Origin of the sequence: Intrasporangium sp. (assembly GCF_035688975.1) — a bacterium.
Taxonomy (GTDB): domain Bacteria; phylum Actinomycetota; class Actinomycetes; order Actinomycetales; family Dermatophilaceae; genus CALMNV01.
In genome coordinates this window covers 1-14826 of sequence record NZ_DASSMH010000104.1, presented here as the reverse complement: position 1 = coordinate 14826, position 14826 = coordinate 1, and the positions used below count along the sequence as shown (strand labels likewise).

The 14826-nt window shown below is 71.4% G+C and carries 11 protein-coding genes and 2 tRNA genes; 11 read left to right on the top strand and 2 right to left on the bottom strand.

The features are described from left to right. Positions 1-651 precede the first annotated feature (651 nt). The 4 genes from dnaN (at position 652) to VFJ94_RS11020 (ending at position 4900) form a co-directional block, all read left to right on the top strand. On the top strand, positions 652-1779 hold the full coding sequence (dnaN, locus tag VFJ94_RS11035) for a DNA polymerase III subunit beta (protein ID WP_325004255.1): 1128 nt from the start codon (positions 652-654) through the stop codon (positions 1777-1779). Between the two features lie 119 nt (positions 1780-1898). Then, positions 1899-3044, top strand: coding sequence for a phosphogluconate dehydrogenase (NAD(+)-dependent, decarboxylating) (gnd, locus tag VFJ94_RS11030; RefSeq protein ID WP_325004254.1), 1146 nt, complete (start codon positions 1899-1901; stop codon positions 3042-3044). 19 nt (positions 3045-3063) lie between these two features. Further along, complete coding sequence (recF, locus tag VFJ94_RS11025) at positions 3064-4347, top strand: DNA replication/repair protein RecF (RefSeq protein WP_325004253.1); 1284 nt, start codon at positions 3064-3066, stop codon at positions 4345-4347. Then, the gene (locus VFJ94_RS11020) at positions 4340-4900 is read left to right on the top strand and encodes a DUF721 domain-containing protein (RefSeq protein ID WP_325004252.1); all 561 of its coding nucleotides are present in this window, start codon (positions 4340-4342) and stop codon (positions 4898-4900) included. Before recF ends, VFJ94_RS11020 begins: the two co-directional genes overlap by 8 nt. 43 nt (positions 4901-4943) lie before the next feature. Here VFJ94_RS11020 and VFJ94_RS11015 read toward each other — a convergent pair whose 3' ends face one another. Further along, positions 4944-5909, bottom strand: a complete 966-nt coding sequence (locus VFJ94_RS11015) for a hypothetical protein (protein ID WP_325004251.1) — start codon at positions 5907-5909, stop codon at positions 4944-4946. Positions 5910-6144: 235 nt separating this feature from the next. On the opposite strand from VFJ94_RS11015, the gene VFJ94_RS11010 reads away from it, so the two are divergent. The 7 genes from VFJ94_RS11010 (at position 6145) to VFJ94_RS10980 (ending at position 14141) form a co-directional block, all read left to right on the top strand. Continuing rightward, entirely contained in the window at positions 6145-7641 is a 1497-nt protein-coding gene (locus VFJ94_RS11010) for a protealysin inhibitor emfourin (protein WP_325004250.1), read from the top strand. 228 nt (positions 7642-7869) lie between these two features. Further along, positions 7870-10017: a DNA topoisomerase (ATP-hydrolyzing) subunit B gene (gene gyrB / locus VFJ94_RS11005; RefSeq protein ID WP_414654601.1), complete on the top strand. Its 2148-nt coding sequence runs from the start codon at positions 7870-7872 to the stop codon at positions 10015-10017. Between the two features lie 319 nt (positions 10018-10336). Continuing rightward, on the top strand, positions 10337-12907 hold the full coding sequence (gene gyrA, locus VFJ94_RS11000) for a DNA gyrase subunit A (protein WP_414654602.1): 2571 nt from the start codon (positions 10337-10339) through the stop codon (positions 12905-12907). Further along, positions 12904-13440, top strand: coding sequence for a DUF3566 domain-containing protein (locus VFJ94_RS10995; RefSeq protein WP_325004249.1), 537 nt, complete (start codon positions 12904-12906; stop codon positions 13438-13440). The genes gyrA and VFJ94_RS10995 overlap by 4 nt, the downstream gene beginning before the upstream one ends. Positions 13441-13772: 332 nt before the next feature. Beyond that, positions 13773-13849: transfer RNA gene (locus VFJ94_RS10990), tRNA-Ile, on the top strand. A 30-nt stretch (positions 13850-13879) separates the two neighbouring features. After that, positions 13880-14029, top strand: coding sequence for a DLW-39 family protein (locus VFJ94_RS10985; protein ID WP_325004248.1), 150 nt, complete (start codon positions 13880-13882; stop codon positions 14027-14029). Between the two features lie 36 nt (positions 14030-14065). Beyond that, positions 14066-14141: transfer RNA gene (locus VFJ94_RS10980), tRNA-Ala, on the top strand. A 76-nt stretch (positions 14142-14217) separates the two neighbouring features. Here the strand turns inward: VFJ94_RS10980 and VFJ94_RS10975 are convergent. Next, a partial coding sequence (locus tag VFJ94_RS10975; protein WP_325004247.1) for a site-specific integrase occupies positions 14218-14826 on the bottom strand: 609 nt, incomplete at its 5' end.

Sequence of the window (14826 nt, the reverse complement as noted above, 5' to 3'; positions counted from 1 at the left end):
CAGCAGAAGTCCCAGTAGCCGCGGTCGCGGCGGCGGCTCTCGGGGTCCCCGCGTGCGGGTCGCCCAGGGCCTCGCCGTCCACAGCCCTGTCCACAGCTGGGTACACAGCGTGACCGGACCGTGACCCGGCGTGCCGTCCGGCCAGCCCCGGTCCGGCCTGCACGCGAAGCCCCGCGGCCCCGACGGCATACGGATCTTGTCCACCGCCTGTGGAAAACCATGTGGACCGCGCCGCCGCCACCGCCCCGCCTGTCGCCACCCCGCCGCGCGCGCTTGTCCACAGCGGCTGTGGACAAGCGGTGGCATCACACCGCCAAATGCGGACAACCCTCTGCAAAGCTGTGTGGACGATGTGCAGCCGCTGGGCGCTTCCCCAGCGCGGTCGGTGCTGTCCCGAGGCCGCCCACAGCATCGCGAGGCGCGGCACGCCGAGGCGACCTGCGCAGACGTCCCCCGTCCACAGGATCCACAGCACCGATGACGACGATGAACCTCTCAATGACCGGGGATCGCCCCGAGAACGGGACCGAAACCGCGCGCCGCAGCCGGCCTCCTCGCGGACGTCGGCGCGCTCCCCCCGCAGTGGTGCGCCGGGACGAGCAGCCACTAGTCTTCGAGCCCCACCGTCCTACCGTCCAAAGTGAGTGCGCCGTGAAGTTTCGGGTTGAGCGTGACGTCCTGGCCGAGGCCGTGACCTGGGTGGCCCGTGGACTGCCTGCGCGCCCCCCGGTCCCCGTGCTCGCCGGCGTCCTGGTCGAGGCCGGTGCCGACGGCACCCTCACGCTCTCGGCGTTCGACTACGAGGTCTCCGCCAAGATCACCGTGCCGGCCGACGTGTCGGAGCCGGGTCAGGTGCTCGTCCTCGGGCGGCTCCTCGCCGAGATCTCCCGCAACCTGCCCGCCAAGCCGATCGACGTCGGCACCGACGGCAGCAAGGTGACCGTCGTCTGCGGCTCCTCCCGCTTCAGCCTTCGCGAGATGCCCGTCGACGACTACCCGACCCTGCCGACGGCGCCCCAGGCGAGCGGCACCATCGCCGGCGACGTCTTCACCCAGGCCGTGGCGCAGGTGGCCGTGGCCGCCGACCGGGGAGACACCCTGCCGATCCTCACCGGCGTGCGCATGGAGATCGAGGGCGACAAGGTCACCCTGCTCGCCACGGACCGGTACCGCCTCGCCATGCGCGAGCTGACGTGGAGCCCGGCGCAGCCCGACGCGAGCCACGTCGCGCTCATCCCCGCCCGCCAGCTGTCCGACACGGCCCGCTCCCTCGGCGCGACGGGCTCCGTGCACCTCGCCCTCGGCAGCGGCGGCGACGGCCTGGTCGGTTTCGAGGCCGGCCAGCGACGCACGACGACCCGGCTGCTCGACGGCGAATATCCCAAGGTCACCTCGATCTTCCCGACCACCGTCGACACGGAGGCCGTCATCGAGACGAGCGCCCTGGAGGAGGCCGTCAAGCGTGTCGCCCTGGTCGCCGAGCGCAACACCCCGGTGCTGCTGAGGTTCACCGACGGCCAGGTCGTGATCGAGGCCGGCACCGGCGACGACGCCCAGGCCTCCGAGGCGGTCGAGGCGATCGTGACCGGTCCCGACATCCAGATCGCCTTCAACCCGCAGTTCCTCCTCGACGGGCTGCACGCCGTGGGCACGGCATACAGCCGCCTGTCCTTCACCCAGCCCAGCCGACCGGCCGTGCTCACGGGCCAGGACGAGCCCGAGTCCGAGGCAGACCCGTCCTACCGCTACGTCCTCATGCCGGTCCGCTTCGCCCAGTGAGCAGCCGCTCGCGGCTGCCGATGCGGTATGCCGCCGCGCTGGCGTAGCGTCTGAGGCAGCGCGTCGGCGTCAGCGCACGTCAGCGCATCCGTGCCCCGCACCCCAAGGAAGGCCCCGTCATGCAGCTCGGTCTGATCGGTCTCGGCAAGATGGGCGGCAACATGCGCGAGCGCCTGCGCCGAGCCGGCCACGAGGTCGTCGGCTACGACCGCAACCCCGCCGTCGCCGACGTCAAGACCCTGCCGGCCCTCGTCCGCGCGCTCGACGCCCCACGCGTGGTCTGGGTCATGGTGCCCTCCGGGGCGCCCACCCGGCAGACGGTCGAGCGGCTCGCCGAGCTGCTCGAGCCCGGAGACCTCGTGATCGACGGCGGCAACTCGCGCTTCACCGACGACTTCGACAACGCCAAGCTGCTCGGCGCCCGCAAGATCGGCTACGTCGACTGCGGCGTCTCCGGCGGCATCTGGGGCCTCGACAACGGCTACGGCCTCATGTGCGGCGGTGACAAGAAGTGGGTCGCCAAGGCGATGCCCATCTTCGACGCGCTGCGCCCGGAGGGTCCCCGGGAGGAGGGCTTCGTCCACGCCGGCAAGGTGGGTGCCGGGCACTACGCGAAGATGGTGCACAACGGCATCGAGTACGGCCTCATGGCCGCGTATGCCGAGGGCTACGAGCTGCTCGAGAAGAAGGACATCGTCACCGACGTGCCGGGCGCCTTCAAGGCGTGGAGCCGCGGGACGGTCGTGCGGTCCTGGCTGCTCGACCTCATGGTGGCGGCCCTGGAGAAGAACCCCCACCTCGAGGGCGTCTCCGACTACACCGTCGACTCGGGCGAAGGACGGTGGACCGTCGAGGAGGCCATCGCCTTGTCGGTCCCCATGCCGGTCATCGCCGCCTCCCTCTTCGCCCGGTTCGCCTCGCGGCAGGAGGCGTCTCCGACGATGCAGGCGGTGGCGGCGCTGCGCGGCGAGTTCGGGGGGCACCAGGTCATGTCCGTCGAGGAGGGCGAGGCGCTGCGCCGCGGCGAGGAGCCGAAGACCCTCGGCGCCGTACGGCGCGTGCGCCGCGCCGCCGAGAAGCCCACCACCGACGCCGCCAAGGCGGCCCGCAAGGGACGGGCCGCTGCGAAGGCCGGCCCGTCGTCGGGCTCGGGGTCCACCGGGGAACCCTCGTCCAACGGCGGCCCGGACGGCTCGCGCCGACCCCGCCGGGAGCGCGACGCGGCCACCGCGGGCCCCACGTCGGGCACCGGCTCGACCTCCTGACGCGCCGGCTCTGCCACGCGTGCACGTCCGCCACCTGACCCTGCAGGACTTCCGCAGCTATCCCGCCGCGGAGGTGGCCCTCGCACCCGGCGTCACCACGCTCATCGGGCGGAACGGGCAAGGCAAGACGAACCTCGTCGAGGCGGTCGGCTACCTCGCCACCCTCGGCTCGCACCGGGTCTCCACGGACGCCCCGCTCGTCCGCCACGGCGCCACGTCGGCGGTCATCCGTGGGGCGGTGGTGCGGGACCGGCGCGAGACCCTGGTCGAGCTCGAGATCACGCCGGGCCGGGCCAACCGCGCTCGGCTCGGCCGGTCTCCGGCCCGGCCCCGGGACGTGCTCGGCACCCTGCGCACCGTGCTCTTCGCGCCCGAGGACCTGGCGCTCGTCAAGGGCGACCCGGCCGAGCGGCGGCGCTTCCTCGACGAGCTGCTCGTCCAGCGCCAGCCCCGCTGGTCGGGGGTCCGCTCCGACTACGACAAGGTGCTCAGGCAGCGCAACGCCCTGCTGAAGTCCGCGGCGCCGGTGCTGCGCCGCGGTGGCCGGCGGCCGGCGGCGACCCACGAGCCGCTCGGGGAGGCGCGCGAGTCGGCGCTGCGCACGCTCGAGGTGTGGAACACCCACCTGGCGACGGTCGGCGCCCAGCTGCTCTACGCGCGGCTGCGGCTGCTGCGTGACCTCGTGCCCGATCTCGCCGCCTGCTACGACGAGGTGTCGGCGGGTCCGTCGCACGCCCGAGCCGCCTACCGCAGCTCCCTGCACGAGGACCTGGCGGCGCGGCTGGCGGCCGGCGAGGTCCCCGAGATCGACGAGCTGCGCTCCGGGACGCTCGCGTCCCTGGACGCCGTGCGCGAGCAGGAGATCGAGCGCGGCGTCTCCCTCGTGGGCCCGCATCGCGACGACGTCGTGCTCACGCTGGGGCCGCTGCCGGCCAAGGGATACGCCAGCCACGGCGAGTCGTGGTCGTTCGCCCTGGCCCTCAAGCTCGCGGCATACCGGCTCCTGCGTCGTGATCTCGGCGACGACCCGGTGCTGATCCTCGACGACGTCTTCGCCGAGCTCGACTCGGGGCGTCGGGAGCGCCTCGCCGCGCTCATCGGGGACTGCGAGCAGGTGCTCGTCACGGCGGCGGTGGGGGCGGACGTGCCGGAGCGGCTGCGCAGCCACGGCACGACGTATGCCGTCGTGCTCGGCGAGGTGGAGCCGCTCGTAGCCGGCGATGCTGACGCTGGCGGAGCAGCCGGTGCGCGCCCGGACGTCCCCGTCGAGGCGCGCGCCTCGACGGGCACCGCGCATGGCTGACGAGCGTCCGGCCGGTGCCGCGCCGGAGCCGCCGGAGGCTGACCTGGACGCCCGGCTCGCCGAGGCGGCGGCCTCGGCGCTGGCCCGGGCCCGGGCCGCCGCCGCCGAGAAGGGGCTGCGACCCGGCGTGCGGCCGCGCCGACGGACGAGGCGGGCCGGCTCGGAGGCCACGCTCTCCGGCTCCGCGCAGGACGCCAGGGACCCGGCGCTGCTCGGCGACCAGCTCGACCGGCTGGTCCTCGACCGGGGCTGGAAGGTGGACGTGGCGGTCGGGGCGGTGATGGGCCGCTGGCCCGAGATCGTGGGGCCGGACATCGGGGCGCACGTGACCCCGGTCGGGTTCGAGGACGGCGTGCTCACCGTGCGCGCCGACTCCTCGGCGTGGGCGACGCAGATGAAGCTGCTCGCCTCGCCCGTGCTCGCCCGGGTGGCGCAGGAGATCGGGCCGGGCGCGGTCTCGGAGCTGCGGGTCCAGGGACCCAGCGCCCCCTCCTGGTCGCGCGGTCCCAGACGCTCCCCGGACAGCCGTGGGCCGCGCGACACCTACGGGTGAGGCGCGGCCCCGGTCCGGGGTGCGGCTGGCTGGCGCCGCGTCGTCAGCCGTTGCCGGCCAGCGCCTTCCACGCCAGCGCGGCCTGGGAGGTCATCGACGTCGTGCCGACGGGGGTCGAGTAGCGCAGCCGCCAGTTGCCCCGCTTGCCCGGGGCGTCGAAGTACGACACGTGGTCGGCGCCGTTGGCCGTGGCGACCGCGACGACGTCCCGGATCGTCTGGGCCTTGTGCCCGGGGTCGTAGATGTCCTCGAGGTAGCCGAGCTCGGCGACCGCCCACGGGGTCTGGTTGGTCTGGGCGAACTTGATGAGGAAGCTCAGCAGGTAGGGGGCCTTGAGCCACTTGATGCCGTCGGTGTAGCCGACGGGGCAGCAGGCCGTGTTGGTGTTGTGCGGCAGGGCGTAGATGTCGCCGGCGATGAGGTCGACGTGGCCGCCGTCGCGGGCGTCGGTCGGCCACCAGTCCGAGGCCGGCCACGTCCACGCGCCCTGGAAGGTGACGTCCATGAGGATGACGGACGTGCGGCGGGTGCCGCCGTCGGCGAGGTTCTGGGCACGGACCATGTCGGCGAAGCGCAGGATGCCGGCCCGGAACTGCTCGGGCGTGAACTTGCCCGGGCTCTTGAAGTCGGGCTCGTGGTAGTTGGTGAGGATGATGTTCTTCGGGGTGCTCGCGATGAAGGTCTGCAGCTGCGCGTTGATGGGGTCGGCCGGGTCGAGCAGGCGCTGCGGCAGGATGGTGACCGAGTAGTGGTTCGCCGGGGCGTTGGGGTGGGCCTTGTAGGCCTTGGTGTCCTGCCAGGTGGGGTAGGAGAACCCGGTGTCGAAGTCCCGGTAGATCTGCATCGGCCCCACCGCCGCGTCCAGCCACGCGTAGTCGAGCGAGTGCGCCCCGATGAGCGGCGGGGGTGCGGCGGCCGTCGCGGCCGGGGGCACCAGCAGGGCCACTACGGCGGCGAGCGCAGCGGCGACAAAGGCGGTCAGAGTCCTGCGCGGACGTAGCGTGGGCATCGACGTTCCCTCCCATATTCGTCGACCCGACACCTGCGGGGACAGGTGGCAGTTGTGCGCTTGACCGTAATGGCAACCGACCCCGGTCGGCACGGCGTTGCGAATTCGTCTCAGAAACGCACGGCCGCCCCACAGCCGGCCCGCCTGCCCCCCGCTGCCGTCCCAAGGCTCACGGCCGGTCTGCTGGCCGCGCGTGGCACCGGAGGATGTCCGTGGGGCACTGCACACTGGGCACATGAGCCCATCGACGCGCTGCCGATCCATCGTCCCGCCGTATGTCCTCGAGACGCTTGCCGCCAACGCCGAGCCTGAGGTCGCCGAGCGCGCCCGCGTCGCGCTGGCCCACGACCGTGAGCTGCGGTGGGCGCGCCGGGCCCGGCAGATGCAGCTGCCGGCTCCTGGTGCGCCGGCTCCTGGTGCGCCGGCACCGAGCGTGCCGGGCGCCGCGGAGGCGGGGACGGCGGCGACCCCGCACCGGACGGTCAGCGACGCCCACGGTGAGGAGACCACTCCCGGCACCGCGGTGCGCGGCGAGGGGGACCCTGCCACGGGAGACCCAGCCGCCGACGAGGCCTACGACGGGCTGGGGTCGACGTGGCAGCTGTGGTGGCAGGCCTACGGCCGTGACTCCCTCGACGGCAAGGGGCTGCCGCTGCTGGCCACCGTCCACTACGGCACCCGATACGACAACGCGTTCTGGGACGGCGCGCAGATGGTCTTCGGCGACGGCGACGGCGTCATCTTCCAGCGTTTCACCAAGAGCATCGACGTCATCGGGCACGAGCTGGCCCATGGCGTGACCGAGCACACCGCGGGGCTGCTCTACCAGGGCCAGTCCGGCGCCCTCAACGAGTCGGTGTCCGACGTCTTCGGCGCCCTCGTCGAGCAGCACGCCAAGGGCCAGTCGGCAGCCGACGCGAGCTGGCTCATCGGCGCGGACCTGCTCGCCCCCGGCGTGGCGGGCCGGGCGCTGCGCGACATGCACAACCCCGGCACCGCCTACGACGACCCGCGCCTGGGCAAGGACCCGCAGCCGGCGTCGATGGACGGCTACGTCGAGACCACCGACGACAACGGGGGCGTGCACGTCAACTCCGGCATCCCCAACCGAGCCTTCACCCTCGCGGCGCTCGCCATCGGCGGAAACGCCTGGGAGGGCGCCGGCGCCATCTGGTATGCCGTGCTCACCGGCGACGGCATCAAGGCGGACTGCGACTTCGCCACCTTCGCCGGGCTCACCGTCGACGCGGCCGTCGCCGCCCACGGCGACGGCTCTGCGCAGCACCTCGCCGTGCGTGACGCGTGGGTCACGGTCGGCGTGCTGGCGCCCCCGGCAGAGCAGGGCGGCGGCCCCGCCGGGGCGGAGGAGCCGGGCCCGAGTCCGGCGCCGGGAGGTACGGCAGACGTGGGGTCGGGGGCCGCCGACGGGCCGATGGGCGAGGTGCCGGACGTCGGCGCACAGGTCCTGCTCCGACGCACGGGTGGCTTCGCCGGTCTGGTGCGCGAGCGCCAGCTGCTGCTGAGCGAGCTGCCGGAGAGCGACGCGATGACCTGGCAGCAGCTGCTCGCGCGGCCGACCCTGCAGGCGATCGCGGCGGATCCGACGACGCATCCCGACGCCTACAGCTACACCGTGGTCTGCGAGTCGGCCGGGGTCGAGGTCCACGTTGCCGAGCCCCACCTGCCCGAGGCGATCCACCAGCTCTTCGAGCGGACCCTCGGCGAGGGCTGATCCGCCGCGCCGCCCCTCGCGGCGACGCCGACGGCGTGCGCCTCGTCGCCGCCCCAAGGGGCCGGGGCACGACCCCCTCCCCGAATCGGGTGGGTTTCCGGCCGCGAACTGGCCGTGACGCGGCTCTGCGGGGCAGGTGCCGACAGCCCGACCCGGTAGGATGGACGGGTTACGGCTCGACCGCGTGTCGGGCCGTCCCGGTGTCGTGCGAGCACACCGCGGCATCGCATGCGCAGACCAGGCAACACATCGAGGAGAGACGTGTCCGAGGCCACTCAACAGACCACCCCAGACCAGGGCCCGGACACCTCGGCTCCTCCGGAGCTGCACCCCAACGGCCTTGCCTACGACGCCAGCGCCATCACAGTCCTCGAGGGGCTCGAAGCCGTCCGCAAGCGGCCGGGCATGTACATCGGCTCCACGGGGGCGCGGGGCCTGCACCACCTGATCTGGGAGATCGTCGACAACTCCGTCGACGAGGCGCTGGCCGGCTACGCCGACACGATCGACGTCACGCTCATGGCCGACGGCGCCGTGCGGGTCAAGGACAACGGGCGCGGCATACCGACCGACATCCACCCGGTCGAGCAGGTCAGCGCCGTCGAGCTCGTCCTCACCCAGCTGCACGCCGGCGGCAAGTTCGGGGGCGGCGGCTACAAGGTCTCGGGGGGTCTGCACGGGGTCGGCTCGTCCGTCGTCAACGCGCTCTCGAGCCGGCTCGACGTCTGCGTGCGGCAGAAGGGGCACGCCTTCCGGATGAGCTTCGAGCGCGGTGTGCCGACCGGCCCGCTCACGCAGATGGAGGAGACGGAGGCCACCGGCACGACCATCACGTTCTGGGCCAGCCCGGAGATCTTCGAGACGGTCGAGTATGACTTCGAGACGATCCGGGCCCGGTTCCAGCAAATGGCCTTCCTCAACAAGGGCCTGACGATCAACCTCATCGACGAGCGGGTCGAGCGCACGGTCACCGAGCAGGGCGACCCGGACCTGGACGACATCGAGGCGGACCTCGAGGAGGTCGAGGAACACGACGACGCCCAGCCGGAGGGCGAGACCAAGACGGTCACCGCCAAGAAGGTGTCCTACCGCTACGACGGCGGCCTCATCGACTACGTCCACCACCTCAACGGCTCCAAGCGCAGCGAGCCGGTGCACCCGGACGTCATCTACATCGAGGCCGAGGACGAGGGCCGGTCCCTCTCGCTGGAGCTGGCCATGCAGTGGACCAACGCCTACAGCGAGTCGGTCCACACCTACGCCAACACGATCAACACCCACGAGGGCGGCACCCATGAGGAGGGTTTCCGCGCGGCGATGACCAAGCTCGTCAACGACTTCGCGCGCCGCCAGAACCTGCTCAAGGACAAGGACGAGAACCTGACGGGCGACGACGTGCGCGAGGGGCTCACCGCCGTCATCTCGGTCAAGCTCACCGACCCGCAGTTCGAGGGCCAGACGAAGACCAAGCTCGGCAACTCCGAGGTCAAGGGCTTCGTCCAGCGCGCCATGACCTCCGAGTTCGGGCACTGGCTCGAGGCGCACCCGTCGGAGGGCAAGGACATCGTGCGCAAGTCGATCCAGGCGGCGGCGGCCCGGATGGCGGCCCGCAAGGCGCGCGAGGCGACCCGCCGCAAGGGCCTGCTCGAGTCCGGCGGCCTGCCGGGCAAGCTGTCCGACTGCCAGAGCAAGGACCCGGTCGTCTCCGAGGTCTTCATCGTCGAGGGCGACTCGGCCGGCGGCTCCGCGAAGGCCGGGCGCAACCCCACGACCCAGGCGATCCTGCCGATCCGGGGAAAGATCCTCAACGTCGAGAAGGCCCGGATCGACAAGATCCTGTCGAACAACGAGGTCCAGGCGCTCATCTCCGCCTTTGGCACGGGCATCGGCGAGGACTTCGACATCGCGAGGGCGCGCTACCACAAGATCGTCCTCATGGCCGACGCGGACGTCGACGGCATGCACATCCGCACCCTGCTCCTCACGCTGCTCTTCCGCTTCATGCGCCCGCTCATCGAGGCCGGGTACGTCTACCTGGCCCAGCCGCCGCTCTACCGCCTGCGGTGGAGCAACGCCCTGCACCAGTTCGCCTACTCCGACCGGGAGCGCGACGGCCTGCGCGCGATCGGCGAGGGCAAGGGGTGGCGGCTGCCCAAGGACAACCCCGTGCAGCGCTACAAGGGCCTCGGGGAGATGAACTACAACGAGCTGTGGGACACGACGATGAACCCGGCGACACGCACCCTGCTGCAGGTGACCCTGGAGGACGCCGCCAAGGCCGACGAGGTCTTCGCCGTCCTCATGGGCGAGGACGTCGAGTCCCGGCGCGGCTTCATCCAGCGCAACGCCCGCGACGTCCGCTTCCTCGACATCTAGCCATCCCCCACCCCCCAGATATCTGCGGGGCCAGCTATCGCTATAGCGATAACCAACCCCGCAGATATCTGGGGGACGCGGCATACCGAGCACGTGACGACCGACCAGCACAAAGAGACAAGGCAATACTTTGAGCGAGCAACCGCCGACCAACGGCGATGACGCCACCGAGACGCCGGACGACAGCATCGACTCGATCCTCGGCCCCAACGACGAGGGGGTGGACCCGCCCGAGCCGGACGAGACGGACGACCAGGGCGCGGCGCCTCCCGAGCGCGAGGGCCACGACCGCATCGAGGCGGTCGACCTCAACACGGAGATGCAGCGGTCCTACATCGAGTACGCGATGTCGGTCATCGTCAGCCGCGCGCTGCCCGACGTGCGCGACGGCCTCAAGCCGGTGCACCGGCGCATCGTCTACGCGATGTACGACGGCGGCTACCGCCCCGACCGCGGGTTCAACAAGTGCGCCCGCGTGGTCGGCGACGTCATGGGCAACTACCATCCGCACGGCGACACCGCCATCTACGACGCCCTGGTGCGCCTCGTGCAGGACTGGTCGCTGCGCTACCCGCTCGTCCAGGGCCAGGGCAACTTCGGGTCGCGGGGCAACGACGGCGCCGCGGCACCGCGCTACACCGAGTGCCGGATGGCCCCGATCGCCATGGAGATGGTGCGCGACATCGACCAGGACACGGTCGAGTTCGTGCCCAACTACGACGGCAAGACGCTGCAGCCGTCGGTGCTGCCGAGCCGCTTCCCCAACCTGCTCGTCAACGGCTCGGCCGGCATCGCGGTCGGCATGGCCACGCAGATCCCGCCGCACAACCTGCGCGAGGTCGCGGCCGGTGCACAGTTCTACCTCAAGCACCCGGACATGCCGCGCGAGGAGATGCTCGAGGCCCTGCTCGGGATCATCACCGGCCCCGACTTCCCGACCGGCGCGCTCATCATGGGTCGCCGCGGCATCGAGGACGCCTACCGCACCGGGCGCGGCTCGATCATCATGCGCGCGGTCGTCGAGGTCGAGGAGATCCAGGGCCGCCAGTGCCTCGTCGTCACGGAGCTGCCCTACCAGGTCAACCCCGACATGCTCGCGCTCAAGATCGCCGACCTCGTCAAGGAGGGGCGGATCTCCGGCATCGCCGACATCGAGGACCACACCTCGGGCCGCAGCGGCCAGCGCCTCGTCATCAAGCTCAAGCGGGACGCGGTCGCCAAGGTCGTGCTCAACAACCTCTACAAGCACACGCAGCTGCAGACGACGTTCGGGGCGAACATGCTCGCCCTCGTCGACGACGTGCCGCGCACGCTGCCGCTCTCGGCCTTCATCCGGCACTGGGTGGAGCACCAGATCGAGGTCATCGTCCGGCGCACGAGGTGGCGACTGCGCAAGGCGCAGGCCGACATCCACATCCTGCGCGGCTACCTCAAGGCCCTCGACATGCTCGACGAGGTCATCGCGCTCATCCGGCGCAGCCGCACCGTCGAGGTCGCCCGCGACGGGCTCATGGAGCTGCTCGACGTCGACGAGGTCCAGGCCAACGCCATCCTCACCATGCAGCTGCGTCGCCTCGCCGCCCTCGAGCGGGAGCGGATCCAGCGCGACCACGACGAGCTGCAGACCATGATCGACGAGTACGTCGCCATCCTCGACTCCCCGCAGCGGCAGCGCGACATCGTCTCTGAGGAGCTGCAGGAGATCGTCGACCGCTACGGCGATGACCGGCGCACCACGATCGTGCCCTTCGACGGGGACATGTCGATGGAGGACCTCATCCCCGAGGAGGACGTCGTCGTGACGATCACCCGCGGCGGCTACGCCAAGCGGACCCGCGTCGACCTCTACCGGTCCCAGAAGCGGGGCGGCAAGGGGGTCCGCGGTGCGAGCCTGCGCGGCGAGGACGTCGTCGAGCACTTCTTCACGACGACGACGCACCACTGGCTGCTCTTCTTCACCAACCTCGGCCGGGTCTACCGGGCCAAGGCCTACGAGCTGCCCGAGGGCGGCCGGGACTCCAAGGGCCAGCACGTGGCGAACCTGCTTGCCTTCCAGCCCGACGAGCGGATCGCCCAGGTGCTTGCGGTCCACGACTACGAGTCGGCGGACTACCTCGTCCTCGCCACGCGTGACGGCCTGGTGAAGAAGACCCGCCTGTCGGACTACGACTCGAACCGCTCGGGAGGCCTCATCGCGATCAACCTGCGCGAGGGGGACGAGCTCGTCGGCGCCGCCCTCGCCTCCGCGGCGGACGACCTGCTTCTCGTCTCGCGCAAGGGCCAGTCGGTGCGCTTCACCGCGACCGACACCGCGCTGCGGCCGATGGGCCGGTCCACCTCCGGGGTCACCGGGATGAAGTTCAAGGGTGGCGACCACCTGCTCGCGATGTCCGTCGTGCCCCCCGGCGAGGATCCGGACGTCTTCGTCGTCTTCGAGAACGGCCTTGCCAAGCGCACTCCCGTGTCGGAGTACCGGCTGCAGGGCCGTGGTGGCACCGGCATCCAGGTCGCCCGCCTGTCCGAGAAGGGCGGCGACCTCGTCGGCGCGCTCACCGTCAGCGACACCGACGAGGTGCTCGTCGTCATGGAGAAGGGCAAGATCGTCCGCTCCCGCGTGGACGGCATACGGCATACGGGCCGCTCGACCCAGGGCGTGATGTTCGCCAAGCCGGACCGCGGCGACTCGATCGTCGCGGTGGCCCGCAACGCCGAGAGCGCGACCGAGGCGGAGCTCGAGGAGGTCGAGGAGCCGGAAGGGTTCGATGCGGGCATTCCGGGCGAGGCGGCGCCGGTCCCTCCGGCTGTGGTTCCGGCCGGTGATGGCGTACCGTCGGACGGGACCTCGAGCGGCGAGGCCGGGTCCGAGGGCGACAGCGGAGGTGACGAGTGAGCGCGACCAGTTCTGAGGGCGCACGCGGGATGACGGACGGCGGGCTCTCGACCACGCAGGCGGTGGCCTCCCCGGTCACCGGCACGCAGCCCGCCACCAGCAGCGCCCAGGTCACGGGCGCCACGGCGACCCAGACGCGGCCGGCCCCCCGCACCGGCGCCCGCAAGGGCCCGCGTCGGGTCCGGCTCGCGGTCGCCCGGGTCGACCCGTGGTCGGTGATGAAGATGAGCTTCCTGCTGTCGGTGGCGATCGGCATCGCGGGCGTCATCCTGACCGCGGTGCTGTGGATGATCCTGTCAACGATGAACGTCTTCACCGACATCGAGGGCGTGCTCCAGTCGCTGCAGACGACGACGACCAACCCGTTCTCGATCAAGGACTACGTCGGCTTCGGCCGGGTGGTGTCCCTGTCGGTGGTCATCGGTGTGGTCGACGTCCTCCTGCTGACCGCCATCACCACGGTGATGGCGTTCCTCTACAACATCTGCTCGGCGCTGGTGGGCGGGGTCCAGCTCACCCTCACCGACGACTGAGCCAAGGCCCGAGGATCGACCGAGCTCCGGCGAGGGAGGCCCGGAGGGCCGGTTCGGCTCAGTGGTCGAGAATAACACGACTGAGCCAAGGCCCGAGGATCGACCGGGGTCCGGCGAGGGAGGCCCGGAGGGCCGGTTCGGCTCAGTCGTCGAGAAGGACACGACTGAGCCAAGGCCCGAGGATCGACCGAGCTCCAGGTCAGTGCGGGGGTATGCCGCCGGGCTGGGAGCGGGCCCCCGGCGGCATACCCCGTTTTGTGCCGACGACTCGGCATCCGGTAACGTGTGCCCTCGCGTCCGGGTCCTTGGATCCGCGCGTGAGGGGTGGCCACGGGCCTATAGCTCAGACGGTTAGAGCGCTTCCCTGATAAGGAAGAGGTCACAGGTTCAAGTCCTGTTAGGCCCACCACCACCTTCGAGCGGCAACGGGAGGAACACCATGGTCAAGCGCCTCGCCCTCATCGTCGGGTCCCTGGTCGGGCTGTCCTACCTGCGCAAGAAGGCCCGGCAGCAGCAGGCCGAGCAGGACCTCTGGTCGCAGGCCACCGACGACGTCCGGCCGACGCCGCCGCCGCCGGCCAAGTCCTGACCGCCGACACAGCTCTCGCGGCGCTCGCGCCCGCGCGGGGCCATGGCGCAATTGGTAGCGCACCTGCTTTGCAAGCAGGGGGTTAGGGGTTCGAGTCCCCTTGGCTCCACCACAGGTCAGCGCCCCTTTCCGGTCTTCGGTGAGGGGCGCTTCCACGCCCTGATTCCAGCAAAGTACGGCAACGGTACTCACTGGAACGCCTCTCCCAACCGCTTGAGAGCCTCCCGGGTCGACGCGGCAGACACCTGGGCGTAGACGTCCATCGTCACCGCGATCTTGCTGTGGCGCAGGATCGCCATCGCCACGCGGGGGTGCACGTCGAGAGCGACAAGAAGGCTCGCGCAGGTGCGCCGGGTGGAGTGAACGGGGATGACCGGAACGCCGGCGCGCCGCACGCTGGAGCGGAAGGCCCGCTGGAAGTTCCGTGGATCCACCGGGTCACCGAGCCGCGTGGTGAGCACGAGGCCGGTGCCGGCCCACGCCTCCCCGGCTGCAAGTCGCAGCGTGATCTCCGTGCGGCGCCGGTGCTCGAGGGCCCGGACGCAGATGTCGGGCAGGGGCAGTGGGGAGTCCGACGAATGGGTCTTGGTCCGGCGACGGACCAGCTGCCCGCCGACCCTCTGGACCTGCCAGCTGATCCGTGCTTCGCCCGCGCTTAGGTCCACGTCCTCCCACGCGAGCCCGAGCAGCTCACCGCGGCGGAGGCCGAGGACGAGCATCACGACATACCCGGCGTACATCGGATCGTCATTCGTCCGGGCCGACTCGAGGAAGCGCCGAGCCTCGTCGACCGTCCA

What these genes read in the sequence shown, in the direction of transcription:
- gnd (WP_325004254.1), top strand. Translation starts at nt 1,899, where the DNA reads ATGCAGCTCGGTCTGATCGGTCTCGGCAAGATGGGCGGCAACATGCGC.
- VFJ94_RS11020 (WP_325004252.1), top strand. Translation starts at nt 4,340, where the DNA reads ATGGCTGACGAGCGTCCGGCCGGTGCCGCGCCGGAGCCGCCGGAGGCT.
- VFJ94_RS11015 (WP_325004251.1), bottom strand. Translation starts at nt 5,909, where the DNA reads ATGCCCACGCTACGTCCGCGCAGGACTCTGACCGCCTTTGTCGCCGCT.
- VFJ94_RS11010 (WP_325004250.1), top strand. Translation starts at nt 6,145, where the DNA reads ATGAGCCCATCGACGCGCTGCCGATCCATCGTCCCGCCGTATGTCCTC.
- gyrB (WP_414654601.1), top strand. Translation starts at nt 7,870, where the DNA reads ATGCGCAGACCAGGCAACACATCGAGGAGAGACGTGTCCGAGGCCACT.
- gyrA (WP_414654602.1), top strand. Translation starts at nt 10,337, where the DNA reads ATGCAGCGGTCCTACATCGAGTACGCGATGTCGGTCATCGTCAGCCGC.
- VFJ94_RS10985 (WP_325004248.1), top strand. Translation starts at nt 13,880, where the DNA reads ATGGTCAAGCGCCTCGCCCTCATCGTCGGGTCCCTGGTCGGGCTGTCC.